19 protein-coding genes are annotated in these 24,454 nt (G+C 64.3%); 9 read left to right on the forward strand and 10 right to left on the reverse strand.

The window, feature by feature from the left end:
* Positions 1–104: 104 nt before the first annotated feature.
* The 5 genes from C8N34_RS01295 to C8N34_RS01315 all read right to left on the reverse strand — a co-directional run bounded on the left by C8N34_RS01295 (position 105) and on the right by C8N34_RS01315 (position 7,256).
* Complete coding sequence (locus tag C8N34_RS01295) at positions 105–878, reverse strand: DUF2189 domain-containing protein (protein WP_108127021.1); 774 nt, start codon at positions 876–878, stop codon at positions 105–107.
* Between the two features lie 85 nt (positions 879–963).
* The gene (gene prfB / locus C8N34_RS01300; RefSeq protein ID WP_054300917.1) at positions 964–2,091 is read right to left on the reverse strand and encodes a peptide chain release factor 2; all 1,128 of its coding nucleotides are present in this window, start codon (positions 2,089–2,091) and stop codon (positions 964–966) included.
* Positions 2,092–2,196: 105 nt separating this feature from the next.
* Entirely contained in the window at positions 2,197–4,749 is a 2,553-nt protein-coding gene (locus C8N34_RS01305; protein ID WP_108127023.1) for a penicillin-binding protein 1A, read from the reverse strand.
* A gap of 112 nt (positions 4,750–4,861) precedes the next feature.
* Positions 4,862–6,058: an N-acetylmuramoyl-L-alanine amidase gene (locus C8N34_RS01310; RefSeq protein ID WP_108127025.1), complete on the reverse strand. Its 1,197-nt coding sequence runs from the start codon at positions 6,056–6,058 to the stop codon at positions 4,862–4,864.
* A gap of 52 nt (positions 6,059–6,110) precedes the next feature.
* Positions 6,111–7,256: a pyridoxal phosphate-dependent aminotransferase gene (locus tag C8N34_RS01315; protein WP_108127426.1), complete on the reverse strand. Its 1,146-nt coding sequence runs from the start codon at positions 7,254–7,256 to the stop codon at positions 6,111–6,113.
* Positions 7,257–7,359: 103 nt separating this feature from the next.
* Here C8N34_RS01315 and C8N34_RS01320 point away from each other — a divergent pair, with 103 nt between their 5' ends.
* A complete protein-coding gene (locus C8N34_RS01320; RefSeq protein WP_054300920.1) occupies positions 7,360–8,112 on the forward strand; it encodes a DsbA family protein in 753 nt (250 codons plus the stop codon).
* Between the two features lie 119 nt (positions 8,113–8,231).
* On the opposite strand, the gene ispG is transcribed toward C8N34_RS01320, so the two are convergent.
* The 4 genes from ispG to C8N34_RS01340 all read right to left on the reverse strand — a co-directional run bounded on the left by ispG (position 8,232) and on the right by C8N34_RS01340 (position 12,754).
* Complete coding sequence (gene ispG, locus C8N34_RS01325) at positions 8,232–9,356, reverse strand: flavodoxin-dependent (E)-4-hydroxy-3-methylbut-2-enyl-diphosphate synthase (protein WP_054300921.1); 1,125 nt, start codon at positions 9,354–9,356, stop codon at positions 8,232–8,234.
* Positions 9,357–9,452: 96 nt separating this feature from the next.
* Positions 9,453–10,697, reverse strand: coding sequence for a helix-turn-helix domain-containing protein (locus C8N34_RS01330; protein WP_108127027.1), 1,245 nt, complete (start codon positions 10,695–10,697; stop codon positions 9,453–9,455).
* 121 nt (positions 10,698–10,818) lie between these two features.
* Positions 10,819–12,048: a 5-aminolevulinate synthase gene (hemA, locus tag C8N34_RS01335; RefSeq protein ID WP_054300923.1), complete on the reverse strand. Its 1,230-nt coding sequence runs from the start codon at positions 12,046–12,048 to the stop codon at positions 10,819–10,821.
* A gap of 139 nt (positions 12,049–12,187) precedes the next feature.
* Entirely contained in the window at positions 12,188–12,754 is a 567-nt protein-coding gene (locus tag C8N34_RS01340) for a 5-aminolevulic acid synthase (protein ID WP_108127029.1), read from the reverse strand.
* Between the two features lie 109 nt (positions 12,755–12,863).
* On the opposite strand from C8N34_RS01340, the gene C8N34_RS01345 reads away from it, so the two are divergent.
* From C8N34_RS01345 to C8N34_RS01380, 8 genes are all read left to right on the forward strand, one after another.
* Positions 12,864–14,234 (forward strand): M20/M25/M40 family metallo-hydrolase, encoded by a 1,371-nt coding sequence (locus C8N34_RS01345; protein ID WP_108127031.1) that lies wholly within the window; start codon positions 12,864–12,866, stop codon positions 14,232–14,234.
* 53 nt (positions 14,235–14,287) lie between these two features.
* Positions 14,288–14,731, forward strand: a complete 444-nt coding sequence (locus tag C8N34_RS01350) for a GNAT family N-acetyltransferase (RefSeq protein ID WP_108127033.1) — start codon at positions 14,288–14,290, stop codon at positions 14,729–14,731.
* Between the two features lie 4 nt (positions 14,732–14,735).
* A complete protein-coding gene (gene miaA, locus C8N34_RS01355) occupies positions 14,736–15,611 on the forward strand; it encodes a tRNA (adenosine(37)-N6)-dimethylallyltransferase MiaA (RefSeq protein WP_199750629.1) in 876 nt (291 codons plus the stop codon).
* 188 nt (positions 15,612–15,799) lie between these two features.
* Entirely contained in the window at positions 15,800–16,597 is a 798-nt protein-coding gene (locus C8N34_RS01360; RefSeq protein WP_054300927.1) for an AraC family transcriptional regulator, read from the forward strand.
* A 282-nt stretch (positions 16,598–16,879) separates the two neighbouring features.
* The gene (locus C8N34_RS01365) at positions 16,880–18,520 is read left to right on the forward strand and encodes an ABC transporter substrate-binding protein (protein WP_054300928.1); all 1,641 of its coding nucleotides are present in this window, start codon (positions 16,880–16,882) and stop codon (positions 18,518–18,520) included.
* A 100-nt stretch (positions 18,521–18,620) separates the two neighbouring features.
* Positions 18,621–19,667, forward strand: coding sequence for an ABC transporter permease (locus tag C8N34_RS01370; RefSeq protein WP_108127035.1), 1,047 nt, complete (start codon positions 18,621–18,623; stop codon positions 19,665–19,667).
* A 12-nt stretch (positions 19,668–19,679) separates the two neighbouring features.
* Complete coding sequence (locus C8N34_RS01375; protein WP_108127037.1) at positions 19,680–20,870, forward strand: ABC transporter permease; 1,191 nt, start codon at positions 19,680–19,682, stop codon at positions 20,868–20,870.
* A 4-nt stretch (positions 20,871–20,874) separates the two neighbouring features.
* The gene (locus tag C8N34_RS01380) at positions 20,875–22,959 is read left to right on the forward strand and encodes a dipeptide ABC transporter ATP-binding protein (protein WP_054300931.1); all 2,085 of its coding nucleotides are present in this window, start codon (positions 20,875–20,877) and stop codon (positions 22,957–22,959) included.
* Between the two features lie 18 nt (positions 22,960–22,977).
* Here the strand turns inward: C8N34_RS01380 and der are convergent, their stop codons facing one another.
* Positions 22,978–24,447, reverse strand: coding sequence for a ribosome biogenesis GTPase Der (gene der, locus C8N34_RS01385; RefSeq protein WP_108127039.1), 1,470 nt, complete (start codon positions 24,445–24,447; stop codon positions 22,978–22,980).
* Positions 24,448–24,454: the final 7 nt, after the last annotated feature.

A 24,454-nucleotide genomic window follows, 5' to 3' on the forward strand; every position in this document is an offset into this window, starting at 1 on the left:
GAGCCTTTCCGATCCATCAGGGGCGCCCGACGGCGCCCCTTTTTCTTTATGCCCTGCTTCTTGCCCAAATACTCAAAACGCCAGCCTCACCGCCCCACGCGCCGTCAGGTCAGTGCGCACCGATACAGATGCCACGAGGCATGGCCCAGCACCGGCAAGGCCACCAGAAGGCCCAGAAAGGCCGGAATCATCGCGACGAACAGCGTGATGGCGATGAATGCGCCCCATGCCAGCATGACCACCGGATTTTCCCGCACCAGCGCAAGGCTCGTCAGCATCGCCGTGACGAAATCCACCTCCCGCTCCAGCAGCAAGGGCAGGCTCACCACCGTCAGCGAAAACAGCAGAGTCGCAAAGACCGCGCCGATCGCTGTGCCCACCGCCAGCATCATCAGCCCCTGCCCGGTCAGGAACAGACCCAGCGAGCTGGAGACATTGGTCAGCGTCGCGGTGCCCAGGAACAACGCGAAGATCATATGCGCGAGGAAATTCCAGAACAGGAAGAACACCACGACCACCGCAGCAATCGAGGGGATCTGCCGGTCCTTCTGACGAAAGATCACCCCGGCAATGCCCCCCCAGTCCAGCGGCTCGCCTGCCTGCAAGCGGCGCGAGATTTCATAGAAACCGCAGGCGATGAACGGACCGAGGATCGGGAAGCCGGCACTTGCGGGTAGCGTCCACCACAATTGTCCGCGCGCGGTCAGCGCCCAGGCCACCAGCCAGCCGCCCAGCACATAGACCGAGGCGAAGGCCAGCCCATAGACAGGTGCCGCGCGGAAATCGCGCCAGCCCGCGCGCAGGCTCGCGCCCAGATCAGCAAAGGTGACCTCGTTGATTTCGGGCACATGCGGTGGCCCGGTCTCGACATGCGTCATAATGTCCTCCCTCTCGGGAGAACCTTAAGCGCGCGGTGTCGGGATCGAAAAGATGTAATTGCGCGGCGAGTTTACCGCGCGCCGTTCAATCCTCGGCGGTGGCCTCGGCACGGCTCTTGCCGGCCACATCCATGGCCAGCGTCGCCTGCATGAAACGGTCCAGATCACCGTTCAGAACCCCGTCGGTATCCGAGGTTTCCACCCCGGTCCGCAGATCCTTGACCATCTGATAGGGTTGCAGGACGTAAGAGCGGATCTGGTTGCCCCAGCCCGCATCGCCCTTCGCTTCATGCGCGGCGTTGATCGCAGCGTTCCGTTTGTCCAGTTCCATCTGGTACAGCCGCGATTTCAGCGCCTTCATGGCGATGTCGCGGTTCTGGTGCTGCGATTTTTCCGAACTGGTCACCACGATGCCGGTGGCAAGGTGGGTGATCCGCACCGCCGAGTCGGTGGTGTTGACGTGCTGGCCACCCGCCCCCGACGACCGATAGGTGTCGATGCGGATTTCGTTCGGCAGCACCTCGATCTCGATATTGTCGTCCACCACCGGATAGACCCAGACCGAAGAAAACGACGTATGCCGCCGCGCAGCCGAGTCGTAGGGCGAAATCCGCACCAGCCGGTGCACGCCACTTTCCGACTTCAGCCAGCCATAGGCATTATGGCCCGAAATCTTGTAGGCGACAGATTTGATGCCCGCTTCCTCGCCTTCCGAAATCGACTGAAGCTCGACCTTGTAGCCCTTCTTTTCCGCCCAGCGGGTATACATCCGCGCCAGCATCGAGGCCCAGTCGCAGCTTTCGGTGCCGCCAGCGCCCGCGTTGATCTCAAGGAAGGTGTCGTTGCCGTCAGCCTCACCGTCCAGCAGCGCCTCAAGCTCCTTCTCGCGCGCGGTCTGCACCAGCGCCCTGATCCCGGCCTCGGCCTCGGTGACGATCTCGTTGTCGCCTTCCATCTCGCCCAGTTCGATCAGTTCCAGATTGTCACGCAGCCCGCTGTCGATCATCCGGTAGGTGCCGATGGCATCCATCAGCATCTGCCGCTCGCGCATCAGCTTCTGCGCCTTGGCCGGATCGTTCCAGAGGTTCGGGTCCTCGATCATGGCGTTGAATTCTTCCAGCCGGTGCGGCGCCGTCTCGTAATCCATCCGCTGCGCCAGCAGGGCCAGCGACTTGCGGATGGTTTCGGCTTGGGACTGGGTTTCGGCGCGCATGGCGGGTTCTCTCGTATCGGATGGACGGCTGCGGGGCCAGGATGCCCGGCGCAGGGTAATAACGCCTCGCCCCCCGCCCGGCAAGGGCGGGGTGGGGACGGAAGTTCAGTAAAGCCCGCCGGAGGACAGGGTGCCAAAGTCGGCCTTCTTCGGAATGACCCGTGTCTTGCCGGTGGCGGTGGTGACGGTGGAGCCGCCGGTTTCCACCTCCCCCTGCGCGAACAGCGGCAGGTTCGCCCCCATCGCAAAGCCACCATCCACCATCGCGCCGATGCCGAAGATCGGGTCTTCGCCCTCGCGGAAATATTCCGACACCACATTGTCGCCGCTGGCGCTGTCCGGCAGACGGGCGCCGGTGAAGCGGTCGATCTTAACGAAATAGCCGCCGGGCGGCACGGCAAACTTGCCACCACCGTATTTCTTGATAGCGCTGCGCATGAAGCTTTCAAAGACCGGGCCGCACAGCCCGCCGCCCGAGGCGCGACCGCCCAGGGTGCGCGGATTGTCATAGCCGATATAGCAACCCGCCGCGATGTTCGAGGTATAGCCGATGAACCAGACATCCTTGGCGTCGTTCGTGGTGCCGGTCTTGCCTGCCACCGGAACCGGCAGGTTGATCCCGCGGGCCGTGCCGCGCTGCACCACGCCCTGCATCATCGAAGTCAGCTGATAGGCCGTGATCGGGTCCATCACCTGATCGCGGGTCGAGCTGATATGCGGTGCCTCACCCGCCGGCAGGGCCGGCGCGCCGCAATCCTCGCATTTGCGCGGGTCGTGTTTGTAGATCGTCTTGCCATAACGGTCCTGCACGCGGTCGACCAGTGTCGGCTCCACCCTCTCGCCGCCGTTGGCGAACATGGAATAGGCGGCCACCATCTTGAACAGCGTGGTTTCCTGCGAGCCCAGGGCGTTCGACAGGAAAGGCTGCATCCGGTCATAGACGCCGAAGCGTTCGGCATAGCCCGCCACCGTCTCCATCCCGATTTCCTGCGCGATCCGCACGGTCATCAGGTTCCGAGACTGTTCGATCCCGGTGCGCAGCGGCGTCGGGCCATAGAATTTATTCGACGCGTTCTTCGGCCGCCACAGGCCCTGCGGCGTGTTCAGCTCGATCGGGGCGTCAACCACGATGGTCGCCGGGGTAAAGCCCGAATCCAGTGCGGCGGCATAGACGAAGGGCTTGAAGCTTGAGCCCGGCTGGCGCGTGGCCTGCGTGGCACGGTTGAAAACCGAGTCCTGATACGAAAAACCGCCCTGCATCGCCAGAACGCGGCCCGAGAACACATCCATCGCCATGAAAGCGCCCTGCACCTGCGGCACCTGCCGCAGCGTCCAGCGTTTGAAGCTGCCGTCGCCATCATTGGTCATGGCACGCACCAGAACCACATCGCCCACGTCCAGCAGGTCAGATGCAACCTTCGCTTTCGGTCCCAGCTTGCCGCCTTGCAGCCGCTTGCGCGCCCAGGTCACATCTTCGGCCGGGATGAAATGGCCGTCCTCGTCTTCGTCCACGCCCTCGATGCCGATGCGGGCGGATTTCTCGCCCAGCGACAGCACGACCGCCGGATGCCAGCCCTCGATATCGCGCGGCACCTTGGCCCCGGCCAGTGCTGCGCGCCAATCGGCCTCAGAGGTCAGCTGCTCGGGCCCGATCTTCTGGCCCGTGCCACGCCATACGCCCTGCGCCCGGTCATAGCGTTCCAGACCAGTCCGCAGCGCCTTGGCCGCAACCTCCTGAAGATCGGGGTCAACCGTCGCCTTGATGGCCAGACCGCCGCCGAAGAATTCCTCATGCCCGAAGCTGCCCGAAAGCTGGCGCCGGATCTCATCGGTGAAATAGTCGCGCGGCGGCAGCGCGGTGCGGAAGGCCGGATAATCGCCGTTCTGCACCGATTTCAGCGGCATGTCCTTTTCGCGCAGATAGGTCGCTTCGTCGATATAGCCGTTCTGCCACATCTCGCGCAGCACATAGTTGCGCCGCTCGGTCACCCGCTTCTTGGCGCGGACCGGATGATATTCGCCCGGCGCTTGCGGCATCGAGGCGAGCATCGCCGCCTCATGCGGAGCCAATTCCGACAGCGACTTGTTGAAATAGGTCTGCGCCGCCGCCGCGACGCCATAAGAGTTCTGCCCGAGGAAGATCTCGTTCAGGTAAAGCTCAAGGATCTTGTCCTTCGACAGCGTCTCCTCCAGCCGGGTGGCGAGGATGATTTCCTTGATCTTGCGTTCGGCCTTGCGCTCGCCGCCCAGAAGGAAGTTCTTCATCACCTGCTGGGTGATGGTCGAGGCACCGCGCACGTTCTGGCCGCGCGATTTCACCGCCTCGATGGCAGCGGCCAGAATGCCCCGCGCATCATAGCCCTTGTGGGTATAGAAATTCTTGTCTTCAGCCGAAATGAAAGCGTATTTCACCAGATCCGGCACATCCTCGATCGGCACGAACAACCGCCGCTCTTCGGCAAATTCGTCGATCATCCGGCCCTCGCCGTCATAGATCCGGCTGATCGTGGGCGGCGTATATTGCGCGAGGCTCTCGTGGCTCGGCAGGTCGCGCGAATACATGTAGAAGACCGCACCGATGGACAGGGCCACGAACAACAGGCCCAGCGTCACCAGTGTGAAGATCGCACCGAAAAAGGATCCGACAAATCGCAGCACGTCTTACCCCCGTCCGAGCCGTGGCCCCCATATAGGCGCTGCGCGGGTCAAGGTCAAAACCTTGCGCCGCCCGCACAGGCACAATCTCGCCGCTGGCGGGGTCACTTCTGGCTTACTGACCCGCCATGCCGGACAGAACCGCATCCTTCGCCGCCCAGTCCTTCAGCCCCGCCACGATGGCCGCCGCCATTTTGGCCCGCCACGCCGCATCCTGCAACCGCGCCAGATCGCGGGCCGAGGACAGGAACCCCAGTTCCAGCAGCGCCGAGGGGATATCGGGCGATTTCAGCACCGAGAAGCCCGCCTCCTGATGCGGATGGCGATGCATCCGCAGCCCCGCCGCCTTGATTGCTGTCACCAGCGCCGCGCTTAAGCGTTCGACCCGCGGCACCGTCTCGGTGCGCGCCATATCCATCAGCACCCCCGCCACCAGATCGTCCTGTTCGGTCAGATCGACACCCGCCAGCAGGTCAGCCCGGTCATGCCGTTCGGCCAGCGTCTGCGCCGCCCGGTCCGAGGCATCGTCGGACAAGGTGTAAACGGTGGCCCCCACCGCCTCACCCTCGGCCAGCGCATCGGCATGCAGCGACAGGAACACATGCGCCCCGGCCGCCCGCGCGATGGAAATGCGGGTTTCCAGCGGCACGAAAACATCCTCCTCCCGTGTCATCACCACGGTGAAGCCCCCCTGCCGCAACAGCGCCTCTTTTAGTTCGCGTGCAAAACCCAGCACCAGTGCGGCCTCGGTCGCGCCGTCCCGCTCGGCCCCCGGATCAATACCGCCATGGCCGGGGTCCAGCACAACGACCAGCGCCCCGCTGCCCGGTGCAGGGGGCCTGGGTACATCCGCAGGCGGCGGCAGCGCCCAGCCCGGCGGCTCCGGTGCCGCCGCCTTTTCCGCGAAGGCCGCCGCATCTGCGGGATGCAGTTCCACCTCGACCCGCGTCGCGCCTTCCGTGACCATCCCCGCTTCGGCCACCAGCATCGGCCCCGGCAGTTCCGCGACCAGCCGCGACCAGCCAGGCCGGAACACACCCGCCCGCAGGTCCGGCAGGCCGGGATGCGCGATACCGCCGATTCCCTGCCAATCCACCTCGCGGAAATCCATCACCAGACGCGGCGGATCGGCCATGACGCGCACCCGCCATGGCACCGGCTGGCTGAGCGCCAGCGACAACCGCACCGTTCCATCCTGCGTGGCCTCGATGCGCGACTCCTGCGGCACCAGCCGGGCCAGCGCCGAAAGCTCCTGCGCCGCCGCACCGAACCCCGCCCAGATCATCGCCAGCGCCAGAATCAGCCTGCGCATCACGCCCCCATTTACCCTGGTCCAAATATCCCCGCCGGAGGCAGCCGACGGCTCAGCCACGCCGCGCCATATACTCTTCAAGACGCCGCAGCCCCTCGGCAATATCCGCCGTCGCCCGCGCATAGGAAAACCGCAAGGTCTGTGCCCCGCGCACCGGATCGAAGTCCAGCCCCGGCGTCACAGCCACTCCGGCATGTTCCAGAAGCTCCGCCGCGAAAGCCAGTGAATTGTCAGTGAGATGGCTGACATCGGCATAGATATAAAACGCCCCGTCCGGCGGCGCGATGCGGTCAAACCCCGCACGCGGCAGATGCTCCAGCATCAGGCGGCGGTTTTCGGCATAAACCGCGCGGTTCGCCTCCAGTTCGTCGATGCAGTCAAGCGCGGCCAGCGCCGCAATCTGGCTCGCATGCGGCGGACAGATGAACATGTTCTGCGCCAGACGTTCCACCACCCTGACATGATCCTCGGGCACGACCATCCAGCCGATGCGCCAGCCCGTCATGCTGAAATATTTGGAGAACGAGTTGATGACATAGATATTATCACTGACTTCCAGCGCACTGACCGCGCGGTCGCCATAATGCAGCCCATGATAGATCTCGTCCGAGACAAAGCTGATTCCACGCTGATCGCAATATCCGATCAGGGACGCCAGCGCCTCATGCGACAGCATGGTGCCTGAAGGATTGCCGGGGCTGGCGACGATCATCCCCGCCATTTCTACCCCGTCCAGATCGGCAGCGACCGGCTGAAGCCGGTTCTCTGGCGCCGCAGGAATGCCCACCGGCGTCAGGCTCAGCGCACGCAGGATCTGGCGGTAGCTCGGATATCCCGGCTCGCCCAGCCCGACGCGGTCGCCCGCATCGAACAGCGCGGTGAAAGCCAGAAGGAAAGCGGCGGAAGAACCCGCCGTCACCACCACCCGTTCAGGATTCAGATCAATGCCATACCAGCGTTTGTACAGCCCCGCGATCCCGGCCCGCAGTTCCGGCAGCCCCAGCGCCACGGTATAGCCAAGCGCCCCAGCCTCCATCGCCTGCGCCAGAGCGGCACGGGCCCCGGCGGGTGCGGGCGTGCCCGGCTGTCCCACCTCCATGTGAATGATGCTGCGCCCCGCCGCCTCGGCGGCGCGCGCCTTCTCCATCACGTCCATCACAATGAAGGGATCGACCAGAGCGCGTCTTGAAACCTGCATGTAAGCCCCCGTAAACTCGGGCCGACACTGGCCCGGCGGGTCGCGCGCGTCAAGCAGGGCCGGACCTGCGTTGTCATGCGTGCCCCGCCCATCGGAGAGACGCATGACCAAGACCTTCCTCGCCTCCACCGCGCTTGCGCTGACGCTGGGGCTTCCCGCCGCCGCGCTGGATCTTGGCGCGATGACCGACGCCGAGCGCGCCGCCTTCGGGGAGGCCGTGCGCGCCTATCTGATCGAGAATCCCGAAGTCATCATGGAGGCCGTCTCGGTGCTGGAACAGCGCCAGCAGCAGCAGGCCGAAGCCGATGATCTGAAACTTCTGGCAGACAATTCGGACGCCCTGTTCAACGACCAGAACTCCTGGCTGGGCGGCAACCCCGAGGGTGATATCACCGTAGTCGAATTCCTCGATTACCGCTGCGGTTATTGCCGCAAGGCCTGGGAAGAAGTCGAGGAACTTGTGAAAACGGATGGCAACATCCGCTTCGTCATTAAGGAATTCCCGATTCTGGGCGAGCAATCGACGATCTCGTCGAAATTCGCCATCGCCACCCGGATCGTGGCGGGCGATGATGCCTACAAGAAGGTCCATGACGCGCTCATCACGCTGCGCGGCGACGCAACGCCTGAAAGCCTGACTGCACTCGCGGGCGATCTGGGCCTCGACGGCGCGGCCATCGTGGCGAAGATGGAAAGCCCCGAGGTCAAGGCGATCATCGACGCCAACCACGCGCTTGGCACGAAAATGCAGATCAACGGCACGCCCAGCTTCGTGATCGACCAGACCATGGTGCGCGGCTACGTCCCGCTGGACGGCATGCGCCAGATCGTCGAGGGGCAACGTCAGGACGGGTGAGTTCCGGCTGCCTTGCGCAAGACAAGGAAAGGCCGCTGTCCGCAGCGGCCTTTTGCATATGTCCCGCAATGGTCAGCAAATCCGCTCTCGACCGGCAGCGACGCGGTTGCGGGGAGCCCCTACTCCGCCGCCTCTGCCTTCGCCGCCTCGATCTGCGCGGCGCGGTCTTCGACCAGGCCGACGATATGGTCGATCATCTGGTCATTGGTCATCTTGTGGCTTTGTTTGCCCGCCAGATAGACCATGCCCGCGCCTGCCCCGCCGCCGGTAAAACCGATGTCGGTCATCAAGGCCTCGCCGGGGCCGTTCACCACGCAGCCGATGATCGACAGGCTCATGCTGGTGGTCACATGGGCCAGCCGGTCCTCCAGCGCCGCCACGGTCTTGATCACGTCGAACCCCTGCCGCGCGCAGGAAGGGCAGGAGATGATGGTGACGCCGCGATGGCGCAGGCCCAGCGATTTCAGGATCTCGAACCCGACTTTCACCTCTTCCACCGGATCGGCCGACAGGCTGACGCGGATCGTGTCGCCAATGCCCATCCACAACAGGTTGCCCAGTCCGATGGCCGATTTCACCGTGCCGGACATGAGCCCCCCGGCCTCGGTGATGCCCAGATGGATCGGCGCATCGGTGGCCTCGGCCAGTTGCTGATAGGCGGCGGCGGCCAGGAAGACATCGGACGCTTTCACCGAAATCTTGAATTCGTGGAAATCGTTGTCCTGCAACAGTTTGATATGGTCCAGCCCGCTTTCCACCATCGCCTCGGGGCAAGGCTCGCCGTATTTGTCCAGCAGATGCTTTTCCAGAGACCCGGCGTTCACTCCGATGCGGATGGAACAGCCGTGATCCTTGGCTGCGCGCACCACCTCGGCCACGCGCTTCGCATCGCCGATATTCCCGGGATTGATGCGCAGGCAGGCAGCGCCCGCCTCGGCGGCCTCAATGGCGCGCTTGTAGTGGAAATGGATGTCCGCCACGATCGGCACCGGGCTTTCGGCCACGATCTCGCGCAGGGCGCGGGTGCTGTCCTCGTCGGGTGTCGAAATCCGCACGATATCGGCCCCGGCCACGGCGCAGCGCTGCACCTGCTCGATCGTCGCCTTCACATCCGAAGTGATGGTGTTGGTCATGGTCTGCACCGAGATCGGCGCATCGCCCCCCACCAGCACCTTGCCCACGCGGATCTGCCGCGACTTGCGCCGGTCGATGTTGCGCCAGGGACGGACGGGATTGTGCGACATGATCACGCCTTTCGGTGGTTTGAGGGCAGGCATAAAGGCAAGACGGCCCCGGGGCAATGCCGCCGGAGCCGTCTCTGGATCACGTCTTGCCGAGGCTTATTCCCGCGGAGCGTCGATCTGCGTAGCCTGCGCCACATTGACTATGCGGGCCAGATCAGCGTCATCCGAAAGATCGGCCTCGGCATATTTCTGGGTCAGCGCCTCTTCCGAAAGCGCGATGTTCTTCACGACCTGCGGGCCGGGCGCGGCGGGACCAAAGGCCTTGCCACCCATGACGAAATAGACCGAGCCGGAATTGCCCGAACGCAGCACCGGCGCCGTATCAAGCTGCGGCACCTTGTAGCGTTCGCCCGCGTTCAGGATCTTTTCGAACAGAGTGGAACCATCGGCCGAGGAAACCCGGACCCAGGAAGGCCGGACCGCGAGGATTTCGACCCCGGGTTCCGCCTGCGCCACCACCTGAACCTGATCCTGCGCCGGATCAGCCGGAGTCGCCACGGCAGCAACGCCCCCCGCCTGCGGCAGGCTGGCAGCGGCCAGCGTCCCGGTCTGACGCGGATCAATCGAGGCGATGGGGCCGTCACGCGATACCAGCACCGGCACATCCAGCGCCTGCGGACGATAAAGGCGGTTCATCAGGTCCGGCGAAGCGCCTGCCACCTGCTGCGCGGCCGGGTCTTCGGTCACCCCGGTTTGTGCCTGCACCGTCGCGCGACCGGCGGAAACACCATCCAGCTGCTCCAGCGGGTCGATGTCAGCCACCACGACCGGCGCCTGATCCACCGGCGCCAGTTGCACGCGCTGCACCTCTTGCAGCACGGACCAGCCGCCATATCCCAGCGCGCCGATCAGGGCCGCCAGCACAAGGACCGAGCCGATGGCACCGGGTTCCACCCGGTGAATCCAGCTTTCGCTGCGCGGCACGAACAGCGCATTGGGGTTGCCCAGCGGATCGCGGGTTTCAGATTGCGTGGCTACGCGCGAACGGGCCGCCGTGATCGTCGCGGGCGCGGCAGCGGCAGACATGCCATGCGCCACCTCGAAATTCGCCTCGGCACAGAAGCGCTTGAAGGCCCAGTCCGGGTCCATGCCCAGATACCGGGCGTAGGAGCGCACATAGCCCGCAACGAAGCCCTGCGTCTCGAAGGCCGAGACATCGCAATTCTCGATGGCGGCGATGTAGGTCGCCTTGATCTTCAGCTCGCGCTGCACATCCAGAAGAGATTTGCCCAGCGTAGCGCGCTCTCCGCGCATCACATCGCCGAGCCGCAGTTCGAAGTCGTCAAAGCCCTTTGGCTTGTCGGCTTCCGCCGTCGAAGGTTGGTTCCTCCGCCAGATCATACGTCGCCTGCCCCGTTTCTGTCCCGCCTGTGCCCTGAGTCGCCCGCGGGGCGACTCGGTGCCAATCTCATTGCTCCAACCCTAGCACAGCACAAGCGGCATTTGCAGCCGCAGAACTGATTCAGGCAGAAACCTCGGCACGATTTAGCGCACAGTGCTGCCAGAGGCGGTCCATCGCCTTCACAACCGCGTCAATCTGGCTTGACTCATGCACCGGAGAGGGCGTGAAGCGCAGCCGCTCGGTACCGCGCGGAACGGTGGGGAAGTTGATCGGCTGCACATAAATGCCGAACTGATCCAACAGCATGTCAGACAGCATCTTGCAATGTATCGGGTCGCCGACGTGCACAGGCACAATATGAGTGCCATGATCAATGATCGGCAGGCCCAGCCCCTTCAGCCGCATCTTCAGGATCTGCGCATGCAATTGCTGCTTGTCGCGCAGTGCCTGCCCCTCAGCGGTCTTCAAAAAGGCGATGGAGGCCGCAGCACCCGCCGCCACGACCGGAGGCAGCGACGTGGTGAAGATGAAGCCCGGCGCATACGACCGGATCGCATCCACCATCTTCGCACTTGCAGCAATATATCCGCCAAAAACGCCGAAAGCCTTACCCAGCGTGGCGTTGATAATGTCCACCCGCGCCATCTGACCATCGCGTTCCGCCACACCGGCACCGCGCGGGCCATACATGCCCACGGCATGAACCTCGTCCAGATAGGTCAGCGCGCCGACCTCTTCGGCCAGATCACAGATTTCACGGATCGGGCCAAAATCGCCGTCCATCGAATAGATCGATTCGAAAGCGATCAGCTTGGGCGCGGCAGGATCATCTGCCGCGATCAGTTCGCGCAGATGGGCGACATCGTTGTGCCGGAAGATGCGCTTGGCGCCGCCGTTGCGGCGTACGCCCTCGATCATCGAGGCATGGTTCAGCGCATCGGAATAGATGATCAGCCCCGGAAACAGCTTGGGCAGCGTCGAAAGCGTCGCGTCATTTGCGACATAGGCACTGGAAAACACCAGCGCCGCCTCCTTGGCGTGCAGATCGGCGATCTCGGCCTCCAGACGCCGGTGATACAGCGTGGTGCCCGAGATATTGCGCGTCCCGCCCGAGCCTGCGCCGGTGGCATCCAGCGCCTCGTGCATCGCGGACAGAACCGCCGGATGCTGGCCCATGCCCAGATAGTCATTACCGCACCAGACGGTGATATCCTTCTCCGTCCCGTCGGGCTTGCGCCAGACCGCATGGGGGAACTGGCCCTTGCGGCGCTCGATGTCGATGAAGGTGCGATAGCGCCCTTCGTCATGCAGGCGCTGGATCGCGCTGTCGAGTGCCTTGTCGTAGTCCATGTCCCGTCTCCTGGCTGCGGCTGGTCTGCCGTGCTGGGCCCTTTCTGAGCGGCCTTTGTGCGCGCCGCCTTGATATTGGTCAAATCCTGTATCGCAAAGGGGACATTTTGTCCCCCCTTTGCCCAGCCCGACCTTTCGGTCAGTCCTGCACCGCCACGATACAATCCTTCGTACCGGCCTTTTCATTGCAGGTCTGCACCGCAAGGTCACCCGCAGCCTCGCCCTTCGTCAATGCGAAACTGCCGGTCGAGGGCGAAATCGCCAGCGCACCGGGCGCCTTGTACTCCTTGCGCAGTGCCGCAGTGGCATCCTGCGACAGCGTCAGATCGGCGGGTTTCCAGCCCTTCGGCAGCAGATGCGCCACCACCACACAGGCCGCCTTACCCTTACGCTTTGCGTCGCAGCCCTGCCGGGCAGCGGTTTCGGCGGCCCCGATCGTGTGATGATTCACGGCGGCCACTGTGGCCTCGACCATCAGCCCCTCGTCGGGGGAAATTGCGATCGCGCCATACCAGGGCTGGCCGGTGCCGACCATGGTCAGCGCGGTCACATCCGCCTCCGGCAGGCCCGCACCGTCGAGCATCTGCACCACGGCGCCCTCGCCGCGATACATCAGCTTCGCCGCCGCCTTGCCGGTCATAGGCTCTGCCACCACGGGGGCCGCCAGCAGCGACAGGCACAAAACTGAAACCGGAACCTTCATCATCACACTCCCGTCAGATAGGAACGGCCCCTGAATACCCCGGCGCGGCGGCTCTGGACAGTGCAAAGCCACCTGCTAGGCTTCGCGCCAAAGTCACGAAAAGGAGATCCCCATGTCGCTCGATGCCGTGCTGAAGCGGATTGATGACGAGATTCCGGCCGCGCTCGACCGCCTGTTCGATCTGCTGCGCATCCCCTCGATCTCGACCGATCCGGCCTTCAGGGCCGATTGTGCCCGCGCCGCCGACTGGCTGGTGGACGACCTGCGCAGCCTCGGTTTCGCCGCAGCCGCCCATGCGACACCCGGTCATCCGATGGTGGTGGCGCAGGGCGGCGAAGGTGGCCCGCATCTGCTGTTTTACGGGCATTATGACGTGCAGCCCGTCGATCCGCTGAGCCTGTGGGACCGCGATCCCTTCGACCCCGAGCTTCAGGACGGCGCGCGCGGCAAGGTGATCCGGGCGCGTGGCGCCTCGGATGACAAGGGGCAACTGATGACCTTCCTTGAGGCGCTGCGGGCCTGGAAGGCCGTGCATGGCACCCTGCCCTGTCGCCTGACGATCTTTTTGGAAGGCGAGGAGGAATCGGGTTCCCCCTCGCTCATACCCTTCATGCGCGAACATGCCGATGCGCTGCGCTCCGATCTTGCGCTGATCTGCGATACCGGGCTGTTCCAGGATACCGCCCCCGCCATCGTCACCATGCTGCGCGGCCTTCTGGGCGAGGAGATCGTGATCCGGGCCGCCAGCAAGGATCTGCATTCCGGCATGTTCGGCGGGCTGGCGCGCAACCCGATCCATGTGCTGTCGAAGATCCTTGCCGACATGCACGACGAGACCGGCCGCATCACCATCCCCGGCTTCTACGATGGCGTCAGCGAATTGCCCGAGGCGATCCGCGCGCAATGGCAGAACCTTGCCTTCGACCATGCGAAATTCCTCGGCGATGTCGGCCTGTCAATCCCGGCGGGCGAGGAGGACCGCACGCCGCTGGAAATGATCTGGTCGCGCCCGACGGCCGAGGTGAACGGCGTGACCGGCGGCTATACCGGCGACGGATTCAAGACCGTGCTGCCCGGCGAAGCGCGTGCCAAGGTCAGCTTCCGTCTGGTGGGGCAACAAGACCCTCTGGCGATCCGCGAAGCCTTCCGCGACTGGGTGCGTGCCCGCGTGCCTGCCGATTGCGAGGTGACCTTCGAGGGCCATGGCGCCTCGCCCGCCGGGACCATGGGCATCGACCACCCCGCCTTCGAGGCCGCGCGCGCCGCGCTGGCCGCTGAATGGGGGCGCCCGGCGTCTTATGTCGGCTGTGGTGGCTCCATCCCGATCGCCGGTTATTTCAAGACCGAACTGGGCATGGATGCCATGTTGCTGGGCTTCGGCCGCGATGATGACCAGATCCACAGCCCGAACGAGAAATACGATCTGGAATGCTTCCACAAGGGCATCCGCAGCTGGGCACGCCTGCTGGCACGTCTGGCGTGATGCCGCCGCCGGGGCCTCACCGCCCCGGCTGCCCCAACAGAACGGACATTCACATGACCCTGACGATCCGCGACATCGCGCCCGCCGACCGCGCGGGATGGGAGGCCCTCTGGTCTGCCTATCTCGCTTTCTACAAGGTCGATCTTTCCCCCGACATCACCGCCCATACCTGGACCCGGATGATGGACCCCGCCAGCCCGCTCAAGGGTCGTCTGGCGGTCGAGGGCGATCAGCCGCTCGGCTTTGCGCTGCATCATCATCACTGCTCAACCTGGGTGATGGGCGAGGATTGCTATCTGGAAGACCTGTTCGTCGCCCCCGAGGCGCGCGGCAAGGGGGTCGGCCGCGCCCTGATCGACGATCTGCGCGATCTGGCCAAGGCGCGCGGCTGGCACCGGCTTTACTGGCACACCGATGAAAGCAATGCCCGCGCCCGCGCGCTGTACGACAGCTACGCACCCTATGACGGCCATGTCCGCTACCGGCTGAAGCTGTAAGCCCGTGCACGATCTGCTCGCCTCGCTGCCCGCCGACCAGCCGGTGCTGATCGCCGGGCCGACCGCCAGCGGCAAATCCGCGCTGGCGCTGGAAGTCGCGCGGGTGCAGGGCGGCGTGGTGGTGAATGCTGATGCGCTTCAGGTCTATGAATGCTGGCGGTTGCTGACCGCCCGCCCCTCGCCTGAGGAAGAAGCGCAGGCGCCACATGCGCTTTACGGCCATATCGGGCGCGACACGCCCTATTCCGTCGGTCACTGGCTGCGCGAGGTGGCAGCAGTGCTGCACAGCGGCCAGCGCCCCATCATCGTTGGCGGCACCGGGCTTTATTTCATGGCACTGACCGAAGGGCTGGCGGAAATCCCGCCGATCCCGCCCGAGGTGCGGGCCGAAGCCGATGCCCTGCGCACCACCGATCCCGCCACTATGATCGCAACACTGGACTCCGCGACCGTGGCAAAAACCGATCTGAACAACCTCGCCCGCGTCCAGCGCGCGTGGGAGGTGCTACGCACCACAGGGCGGGGGCTTGCCGACTGGCAGCGCGACACGCCGCCGCCGCTTTTGCCCCGCACCGCCTGTGCCGCCTTTGTATTTCGCCCTGATCCCGACTGGCTGAACGCCCGCATCGACCTGCGCTTTGACCGGATGATGGCCGCAGGCGCGCTGGAGGAAGCCCGCGCCGAACTGCCGTTCTGGGACCCCGCGCGCCCTTCGGCCCGCGCCATCGGCGCCCCAGAGCTTGTGGCTCATCTGCGGGGGGAAATGCCGCTGGGACAGGCGGTTGCGGAAGCGAAGCTGGCTTCGCGCCAATATGCCAAGCGTCAGCGCACTTGGTTCCGCGCCCGGATGTCGGACTGGACGACGATCCGTCTGCCCTGACACGTTAAGAACGTCGGTTATCCACAGGGCATTGCTGACTTTTCGTCACATATAACCGGCCAGCGGCGCAAATCGGCCGCTGCTGCCATCTTTTTGCTTGGGTCTTGCGGCACAGACTGCTTATCTGGGCCGGTCATCGAGTGTTCCGTTGCCCGTGCCTGCCACCCGAACCCGAAAGACCCTGCGGAATGGACGATCTGAGCGCGCTGAAATCCCTTCGCCTTGTGGCGATTCCCCGCCTGGCCGCCGGTGGCCGCTGGCGGGTCGAGGCGATGCGCGCCTATTCCGAATCCTGCCTTCTGTGGTTCACCAAGGGCCAGGGGCGCATCACCATTGCCGGTGTGACACGCGGTTATACCGCTCATAACGCCATCTTCATTCCGCCCGGCGTCATGCATGGATTCGAGGTCGGACCGCAGGTTTTTGGCACCGCTGTGTTTTTCGGGCGCGATTGCCCGGTGCCCCTGCCGAAAGACCCACAGCACCTGCGTATCCGCGAAACCTTTGCCGCGCAGGAACTGAACGTTACGCTGGATGCGATCCTGCGCGAAATGGATGCCGACACCCCCGCCCATGACCGGGCGACACTGGCGCATCTGGGGCTTCTGGGGGTCTGGCTGGAACGCCAGATCGCCCGCGCAGCGCCGGAACAACAGAAACCCGATGCCGCAAAGCGGCTCGTTGCACGCTACACTGCGCTGCTGGAACGCGAGTTCCGCTCTGGCATGGGCGTTGCTGATTTCGCGGCAAAGCTGGGCGTGACGCCGACGCATCTGACGCGCTGCTGCAAGCTGGCCTGCGGCCGTCCGGCATCGGCCCTGCTGCACGACCGGCTGATCTTCGAGGCCCGGCGCCTGTTGTCGGAAACCGACCTGCCGGTGAACCTGATCGCGGGCAGCCTCGGCTTCACCTCGGCCGCCTATTTCACCCGCGCCTTCCAGCACCAGACCGGCAAATCCCCCACCGCCTTCCGCCGCGCGGGCTGATCCTTTCCCCGGCTGGTCACAGGGCGATTCCGTTTTAACGGAATCGTCTTGTAATTTTAAATCGCTTTTTACGCCTATTTTCCGGGATTCCGTCCATTTCCGGTAGAATTATGTCGCAAAATTGCTTTGGCTTGCCGAAAGCGGGCGTTGACGTCCGGTCCAAAAAGGGCACGATAGTCCTTGTGAAACTCCGATGTGGCCGACCGTGGCACCCGAGGGTGCGACCGGCCACATGGCTATCGCCGCATAAAGACAACCAAAATACCTGTCAGGGAGTAGAGAATGATCCATACCAAACCTATCGCCGTTCACCCCGCCGCCCCGGCCTATGCGGAGGAAGTGCGCGCGGGCAGCCTGAGCCGGCGCGAATTCCTGACCCGCACCACCGCACTGGGGGTATCCGCGACTGCGGCCTATGGTCTGCTGGGTCTGGCGGCGCCGACCCCGGCGCTGGCGCAGGAAACTCCGGTCATGGGCGGCACGCTGCGCATGAACATGGAAACCCGCGCGATGAAAGACCCGCGCACCTGGGACTGGTCGGAGCTGGCGAATTTCGGGCGCGGCTGGCTGGAATATCTGGTGCAGTACAACAGCGACGGCACCTTCGAGGGGCGCCTGCTGGAAAGCTGGACCGCCAATGACGACGCCACCGAATACACGCTGAACGTTCGCAAGGGCGTGACCTGGAATAACGGTGACGAATTCACCGCCGAGGATGTGGTTCACAATATTGACCGCTGGTGCGATGCCGGTGTCGAGGGCAATTCGATGGCCGCGCGCATGGGCGGGCTCGTCGACGAGGCCACCAAGAAGATGCGCGATGGCGCGGTGACGGCGGTCGACAGCCACACCGTCAAACTGATGCTGCCCGCACCCGACATCTCGATCATCGCGGGCTTCGCCGATTATCCGGCGGCCGTGGTTCACAAATCCTATGACAACGGCGACCCGACCGCGAACCCGATCGGCACCGGCCCCTACAAGCCCGAGGCCAACGAGGTCGGCGTCAAGCAGATCCTCGTGAAGAACACCGATCACAAATGGTGGGGCGAAGGCGCCTATCTGGACCGGATCGAGTATATCGACTACGGCACCGACCCGGCCGCAGTGGTGGCCGCCGCAGAGGCGGGCGAGATCGACGCGACCTACCGGACCGAGGGCGATTTCGTCGCCGTCTTCGACGGTCTGGGCTGGGAGAAATCCGAGGCGCTGACCGCCGGTACGCTGGCCGTGCGCTTCCACCACGCCGCCGCGCCCTATGACAATGTCGAAGTGCGCAAGGCGCTGCAACTCGCCGTCGACAACAATGTGGTGCTGGAGCTTGGCTATGCCGGTCTGGGTCAGGTGGCGGAAAACCACCACGTCTGCCCGATCCACCCGGAATACGCCCAGCTGCCGCCGCTGACCGTCGACCCGGCCAAGGCGAAAGAGAACCTCGCCGCCGCAGGCCATGCCGATACGGAATTCGAGCTCATCTCGCTGGATGACAACTGGCAGTCGGCCTCCTGCGACGCCGTGGCCGCGCAGCTGCGCGATGCCGGGATCAACGTCAAGCGGACCATCCTGCCCGGCTCGACCTTCTGGAACGACTGGCTGAAGTATCCGTTCTCGGCAACCGAATGGAACATGCGTCCGCTCGGCGTGCAGATCCTGCAACTCGCCTACAAGACGGGCGTGGCCTGGAACGAGACTGCCTTCTCCAACGCCGAATTCGACGAAAAGCTGAGCGAGGCGCTGGCGATCGCCGATGCCGACAAGCGGCGTGAGGTGATGAAGCGGCTGGAAGAGATCATGCAGGAACAGGGTGTGCTGATCCAGCCCTACTGGCGCTCGCTGTTCCGTCACATGACCGACAAGGTGCGCGGCTGCGAGATGCATCCGACCTTCGAGCATCATCACTACAAATGGTGGCTGGCGGCCTGATCGCCGGACCGGGGCGCGCCGCAATGGCGCGCCCTTCTTTCCTCATACGGGCCACCCGCCCGCGCCCTGAAGCCTGCCGCCCGGAAAGGCCCGTGCCGCCATGGCCAAATTCCTGTTTCGACGCCTGTTCACGATGATCGCCACGGCCCTGTGCCTGACCTTCATTGTGTTCTACCTGACCAACCTGCCCCCAAACCTTGAGAAGATCGCCAAATCGGAGGCCGGATCGCGGATTTCCGATGCCGAGGTGGAAAGCTGGCTGCAAAAGAACGGCTATGCGCAGCCGCTTCTGGGCCGCTACGGTGAATGGCTTGGCGTGCTGCCCGGCTGGACCGCCACCGCCGCTGATGGCAAGGTCACTGGCCGCTGCATCGCCAGAGGGGCGGACCCGGCCGCCGCGCCACGGTTCTGCGGCGTGCTGCAAGGCAACTGGGGCTGGTCCAACGTCTTCAAGGAGCCGGTATCGCAGATCATCGCCACCCGCCTGTCGCTGACCGGCTGGCTGATGCTGTCGGTCATGGCGCTGATGGTGCCGGTCGCGCTGCTGATCGGGGTGCTGGCGGGGATGCGCGAGGGATCGAAGCTTGACCGCACGCTGTCCACCTTCTCCATCGCCACCACGGCGACGCCGGAATATGTGTCGGGCGTTCTGTTCATCACCATCTTCGCGTCTTCGATGACCGGGCTGAAATGGTTCAAAGGCTCGGCCACGTCGGCGATGGACGATATCACCTTTGAAAACTTCTTTCTGCCGGTGCTGACCATCGCGCTGTACGGCATCGGCTATATCGCCCGCATGACCCGCGCCAGCATGACCGAGGTGATGACCGCGCAATATATCCGTACTGCGCTGCTGAAGGGCGTGAGCTTCCGTCAGGTCGTGCTGCGCCACGCGCTGCGCAATGCACTGATCGCGCCCTTCACCGTCATCATGCTGCAATTCCCCTGGCTCCTGAACGGTGTCGTGATCGTGGAAACCCTGTTCAACTACAAGGGCTTCGGCTGGACGCTGGTGCAGGCTGCGGGCAACAACGACATCGACCTGCTGCTGGGCTGTTCCGTGGTCGCCGTCGCCGTCGTGCTGATCACCCAGCTTATTTCCGATATCGGCTATGCCTGGCTCAACCCCCGCATCCGGCTGTCGTGAGGAGCTGATCTGATGGACGCACTCGGCTTCACCCAGATCCTCGTGACGATGATCGGCCGCTTCTGGCCGGTCTGGATCGCGCTGGCCCTGACCTTCGCCCTTTCGATCAGCTTCAAGCGGCGGCTTGGCCTTTACGGCCGCCTGTTCGACAGCCCCATCGGCATGACCGGCTTCGCGCTGGTGATGTTCTGGGTCTTCACCGCTCTGTTCGCCAATATCGTCGCCACCCATGATCCGCTGGCGCAAATTTCCGGCATGAAGAACGCCCTGCCCGGCAGCCCGCTGAAAAACCCGGTCGAGGGCATCTATGCCCATTATCTGCTGGGCGGTGACAACCTCGCGCGCGATGTATTTTCACGCATGGTGGTCGGTGCGCGCTCGGTGCTGACCATCGCGCCCGCCGCCACCGCCTTCGCCTTCATGGCCGGGATCACGCTGGGCCTGCCTGCCGGATATTTCGGCGGGCGGCTCGATACCGGGCTCAGCTTCGTGGCGAACCTCGTGCTGGCCTTCCCGGTGATCCTGATGTTCTACCTGCTGGTCACCCCGGAAATCCGCGAGACCGGGCCGCTGCTGCTGGGCTGGCGCGCCTCGATCCCCAATGTGATGGCGGCAATCCTGTTCGCCTTCCCGATCCTGTTCCTCTGCATCCTGTGGAACGCGCGTTTCTTCACCACCCCCGCGCGGCGCAACCTCTATGTCGGCATCACGCTGGTGCTGGGTCTGTGGATCTATGCGGGCCTTGCCTTCCGGGCCGACCCGTTCGGTCTCTGGATCATGGAGCCGAACCTGCTGAACGTCTTCGTCTCGGTCGTGTTCGTGAACGCCCCCACCGTGTTCCGCATCGTGCGCGGCATCACCATGGACCTGAAATCCCGCGATTACGTCGCCGCAGCCCAGACCCGCGGCGAAGGCCCTTGGTATATCATGCTGTGGGAGGTGCTGCCCAATGCGCGCGGACCGCTGATCGTCGATTTCTGCCTGCGGATCGGCTATACCACCATCCTGCTTGGCACACTGGGCTTCTTCGGCCTTGGCGTCAGCCCGGAAAGCCCGGACTGGGGGTCCACCATCAATGCCGGGCGCAAACTGCTGTCGATCTTCCCGGTCCCCGCATTGGTCCCCGCCGTCGCCCTGATGAGCCTCGTGCTGGGTCTGAACCTGCTGGCCGACGGCCTGCGCGAAGAAAGCCTGAAGGATTGATGCGATGACACGTTCAGACTGGACCCCGGATCAACCCATCCTTGAAATCGAGAACCTCTCGATTTCCTTCTTCACGCGGCTGCGCGAAATCCCGGCGGTGATGGATTTCTCCTGCACCGTCCTGCCGGGCGAGGCGATGGGGCTGGTCGGCGAAAGCGGTTGCGGCAAGTCGACCGTTGCGCTCGCGGTCATGCGCTATCTGGGCAAGAACGGTCGCATCACCGGCGGCTCGATCCGCTTCAAGGGCCGCGATCTGACGCAGATGTCGGATGACGAACTGCGCCGCATCCGTGGCTCGGAAATCGCTATGATCTATCAGGAACCGATGGCCTCGCTGAACCCCGCCATGCGGATCGGCGCACAACTGGCCGAGGTGCCGATGATCCATCGCGGCATGGCAAAGGCCGAGGCCTGGGCGCTGGCCCGCCAGATCGTCGCCGATGTGCGCCTGCCCGACCCCGACCGCATCCTGCAAGCCTATCCGCATCAGCTTTCGGGCGGGCAGCAGCAGCGTATCGTCATTGCCATGGCGCTGATGTCGAAACCAGCGCTGCTGATCCTTGACGAGCCGACCACGGCGCTCGATGTGACGGTAGAGGCCGGGATTGTCGATCTGGTCAAGGAACTGGCCGAAAAATACGGCACTTCCATGCTGTTCATCAGCCACAACCTTGGTCTGGTGATGGAGGTCTGCGACCGCCTGACCGTGATGTATTCCGGCGAGGCCGTGGAAACCGGCAGCGTGGCCGAGGTCTTTGACCGCATGCGCCATCCCTATACGCAGGCGCTGTTCCGCTCGATCCCGCTGCCCGGCGCCGACAAGAACAGCCGTCCGCTGGTCGCCATCCCCGGCAACTTCCCCTTGCCGCATGAAAGACCGAAAGGCTGCAACTTCGGGCCGCGCTGCGATTACTTCGCGGAAGGCCGCTGCAATGCGGGCGACATCGCCATGGCCGAGGTTGGGCCCCGCCACGAAAGCCGGTGCCTGCGGGTGAACGAAATCGACTGGTCCGCGCCGCCGGTCGCCAAGGCAACGCAGGGCAAGGCCGAGATTGGCGAGGTGGTCTTGCGCATGGAAGATCTGCGCAAATATTACGAGGTCACCGGCGGCGGCGTCTTCGGTGGCGGCCCGGCCAAGGTGGTGAAGGCCAATGAAACGCTCAGCTTCGAGGCCCGCGCAGGCGAAACGCTGGCCATCGTGGGCGAATCCGGTTGCGGCAAATCCACCTTCGCCAAGGTGCTGATGGGGCTGGAAACCGCGACCAGCGGCAAGATCATGCTCTATGACCGCGACATCCAGAATACCCCCATCGAGAAACGCAACACCGATACCGTTTCAGGCGTGCAGATGGTGTTCCAGAACCCGTTCGACACGCTCAACCCCTCGATGACCGTCGGCCGCCAGATCATCCGCGCGCTGGAAATCTTTGGTCAGGGCGCGTCAGACGAAGACCGGCGCGAGCGCATGTTGCAGTTGCTGGATCTGGTGAAACTGCCGCGTGCCTTTGCCGACCGCATGCCGCGCCAGTTGTCGGGCGGGCAGAAACAGCGTGTCGGTATCGCCCGTGCCTTCGCGGGGGGCGCCAAGGTGGTGGTGGCGGATGAACCCGTCTCGGCGCTGGACGTATCGGTGCAGGCCGCCGTGACCGACCTTCTGATGGACATTCAGCGCGAGAATGGAACGACGCTGCTGTTCATCAGCCACGACCTGTCGATCGTGCGTTACCTGTCGGACCGGGTGATGGTGATGTATCTCGGCCATGTGGTCGAACTGGGCACCACCGATCAGGTGTTCCAGCCGCCCTACCACCCCTATACCGAGGCGCTGCTGTCGGCCGTGCCCATTGCCGACACCCATGTGCAGAAAAAACGCATCGTGCTGGAGGGGGATATTCCTTCGGCCATGAACCCGCCGCCGGGTTGCCCGTTCCAGACGCGCTGCCGCTGGAAATCGCAGGTGCCGGGCGGGCTGTGCGAACGCGAGGTGCCGCCAGTCCGGCATCTGGCGGGCGGGCATCAGATCAAGTGCCACCTGTCGGACGAAGCCCTGACCACGATGGAGCCGGTCATCAAGATCGCCGCCGAATAGGCGGCGATCCGGGCCGGGTTAGTCTTTCTTCTTGTCCAGATGCTTGCGCAGGCGCGAGGGCGTGCCCCAGTTCTTTTTGTCACGGTAGGGGTTTTTGTCACCCTGACCGCGGAACGTCACCCGGATCGGCGTGCCCGGCATATCGAAATGGTCGCGCAGACCATTGACCAGATAACGGCGATAGCTTTCGGGCATCAGATCGGGGTGTGAACACATCACCACGAAGCCCGGCGGCCGGGTCTTCACCTGCGTCATGTAGCGCAGCTTGATGCGCTTGCCGCCCGGTGCCGGCGGCGGATGCGCCTCGGTCATCGCGCCCAGCCAAGAGTTCAGCCGCGCGGTGGTGATCCGGCGGTTCCAGACGTCATGCGCCTTCAGGATCGCGGCATGCAGCCGGTCCAGCCCGCGGCCGGTCTTGGCCGAAACCGTGACCAGCGGCGCCCCCCGCAGCTGCGGCAGCAGGCGGTCGAACATCTCTTTCAACTCGGCCAGCTTTTCCTGCTTTTCGCCTTCCAGATCCCATTTGTTGACCGCCACCACGACGGCGCGACCCTCGGTTTCCGCGAAATCGGCGATGCGCAGATCCTGTTGCTCGAACGGGATTTCCACATCCAGCAGCACCACCACAACCTCGGCAAAGCGCACGGCGCGCAGCCCGTCGGCCACAGACAGCTTTTCGACCTTGTCAACGACCTTGGCCTTCTTGCGCATGCCCGCCGTATCGAAGATGCGCGTCGGCGTGCCCATCCACTCGCTCCGCACGGAAATCGCATCGCGGGTGATCCCGGCCTCCGGCCCGGTGAGCAGGCGGTCCTCGCCGATGATCTTGTTGATCAGCGTCGATTTGCCCGCATTCGGGCGCCCGATGACCGCGATCTGAAGCGGGTGGCGCGCGGTCGGCTTGTGAGCGTCTTCATCTGCCTCAAGCTCTGCCTCGTCTTCCGATACATCGACATCGACGATGGGCGCATCCTGCACGGCGCGTTCTTCGAACTCTTCGCTGACCGGACGCAGGATGTGATAAAGATCTTCCATCCCCTCGCCATGCTCGGCAGAAAGCCGCACCGGCTCGCCCAGGCCAAGGCTGAACGCCTCCAGCGCGCCCGCATCGCCCGCCTTGCCCTCGGCCTTGTTCACGCCAAGGATGACGCGGGCATTCTTGCGGCGCAGGATGTCGGCAAACACCTCGTCGGACGGTGTGACCCCCACCCGCCCGTCGATCAGGAACAGGCAGACATCGGCCAGTTCCACCGCCCGTTCGGTCAGCCGCCGCATGCGGCCTTGCAGGCTGTCATCCGTCACCTCCTCCAGACCGGCTGTGTCAATCACGGTAAAGCGCAGGTCAAACAGCCGCGCATCGCCTTCGCGCAGGTCGCGGGTGACGCCGGGCTGGTCATCGACCAGCGCCAGCTTCTTGCCGACGAGACGGTTGAACAGGGTCGATTTGCCCACATTCGGGCGGCCGACAACGGCGAGCGTAAAGGTCATCCTGCCC

Source organism: Gemmobacter caeni, from assembly GCF_003054195.1.
Taxonomy (GTDB): Bacteria; Pseudomonadota; Alphaproteobacteria; order Rhodobacterales; family Rhodobacteraceae; genus Gemmobacter; species Gemmobacter caeni.

What these genes read in the sequence shown, in the direction of transcription:
- C8N34_RS01295 (WP_108127021.1), bottom strand. Translation starts at nt 878, where the DNA reads ATGACGCATGTCGAGACCGGGCCACCGCATGTGCCCGAAATCAACGAG.
- prfB (WP_054300917.1), bottom strand. Translation starts at nt 2,091, where the DNA reads ATGCGCGCCGAAACCCAGTCCCAAGCCGAAACCATCCGCAAGTCGCTG.
- C8N34_RS01310 (WP_108127025.1), bottom strand. Translation starts at nt 6,058, where the DNA reads ATGCGCAGGCTGATTCTGGCGCTGGCGATGATCTGGGCGGGGTTCGGT.
- C8N34_RS01315 (WP_108127426.1), bottom strand. Translation starts at nt 7,256, where the DNA reads ATGCAGGTTTCAAGACGCGCTCTGGTCGATCCCTTCATTGTGATGGAC.
- C8N34_RS01320 (WP_054300920.1), top strand. Translation starts at nt 7,360, where the DNA reads ATGACCAAGACCTTCCTCGCCTCCACCGCGCTTGCGCTGACGCTGGGG.
- ispG (WP_054300921.1), bottom strand. Translation starts at nt 9,356, where the DNA reads ATGTCGCACAATCCCGTCCGTCCCTGGCGCAACATCGACCGGCGCAAG.
- C8N34_RS01330 (WP_108127027.1), bottom strand. Translation starts at nt 10,697, where the DNA reads ATGATCTGGCGGAGGAACCAACCTTCGACGGCGGAAGCCGACAAGCCA.
- hemA (WP_054300923.1), bottom strand. Translation starts at nt 12,048, where the DNA reads ATGGACTACGACAAGGCACTCGACAGCGCGATCCAGCGCCTGCATGAC.
- C8N34_RS01340 (WP_108127029.1), bottom strand. Translation starts at nt 12,754, where the DNA reads ATGATGAAGGTTCCGGTTTCAGTTTTGTGCCTGTCGCTGCTGGCGGCC.
- C8N34_RS01345 (WP_108127031.1), top strand. Translation starts at nt 12,864, where the DNA reads ATGTCGCTCGATGCCGTGCTGAAGCGGATTGATGACGAGATTCCGGCC.
- C8N34_RS01350 (WP_108127033.1), top strand. Translation starts at nt 14,288, where the DNA reads ATGACCCTGACGATCCGCGACATCGCGCCCGCCGACCGCGCGGGATGG.
- C8N34_RS01360 (WP_054300927.1), top strand. Translation starts at nt 15,800, where the DNA reads ATGGACGATCTGAGCGCGCTGAAATCCCTTCGCCTTGTGGCGATTCCC.
- C8N34_RS01365 (WP_054300928.1), top strand. Translation starts at nt 16,880, where the DNA reads ATGATCCATACCAAACCTATCGCCGTTCACCCCGCCGCCCCGGCCTAT.
- C8N34_RS01370 (WP_108127035.1), top strand. Translation starts at nt 18,621, where the DNA reads ATGGCCAAATTCCTGTTTCGACGCCTGTTCACGATGATCGCCACGGCC.
- C8N34_RS01375 (WP_108127037.1), top strand. Translation starts at nt 19,680, where the DNA reads ATGGACGCACTCGGCTTCACCCAGATCCTCGTGACGATGATCGGCCGC.
- C8N34_RS01380 (WP_054300931.1), top strand. Translation starts at nt 20,875, where the DNA reads ATGACACGTTCAGACTGGACCCCGGATCAACCCATCCTTGAAATCGAG.
- der (WP_108127039.1), bottom strand. Translation starts at nt 24,447, where the DNA reads ATGACCTTTACGCTCGCCGTTGTCGGCCGCCCGAATGTGGGCAAATCG.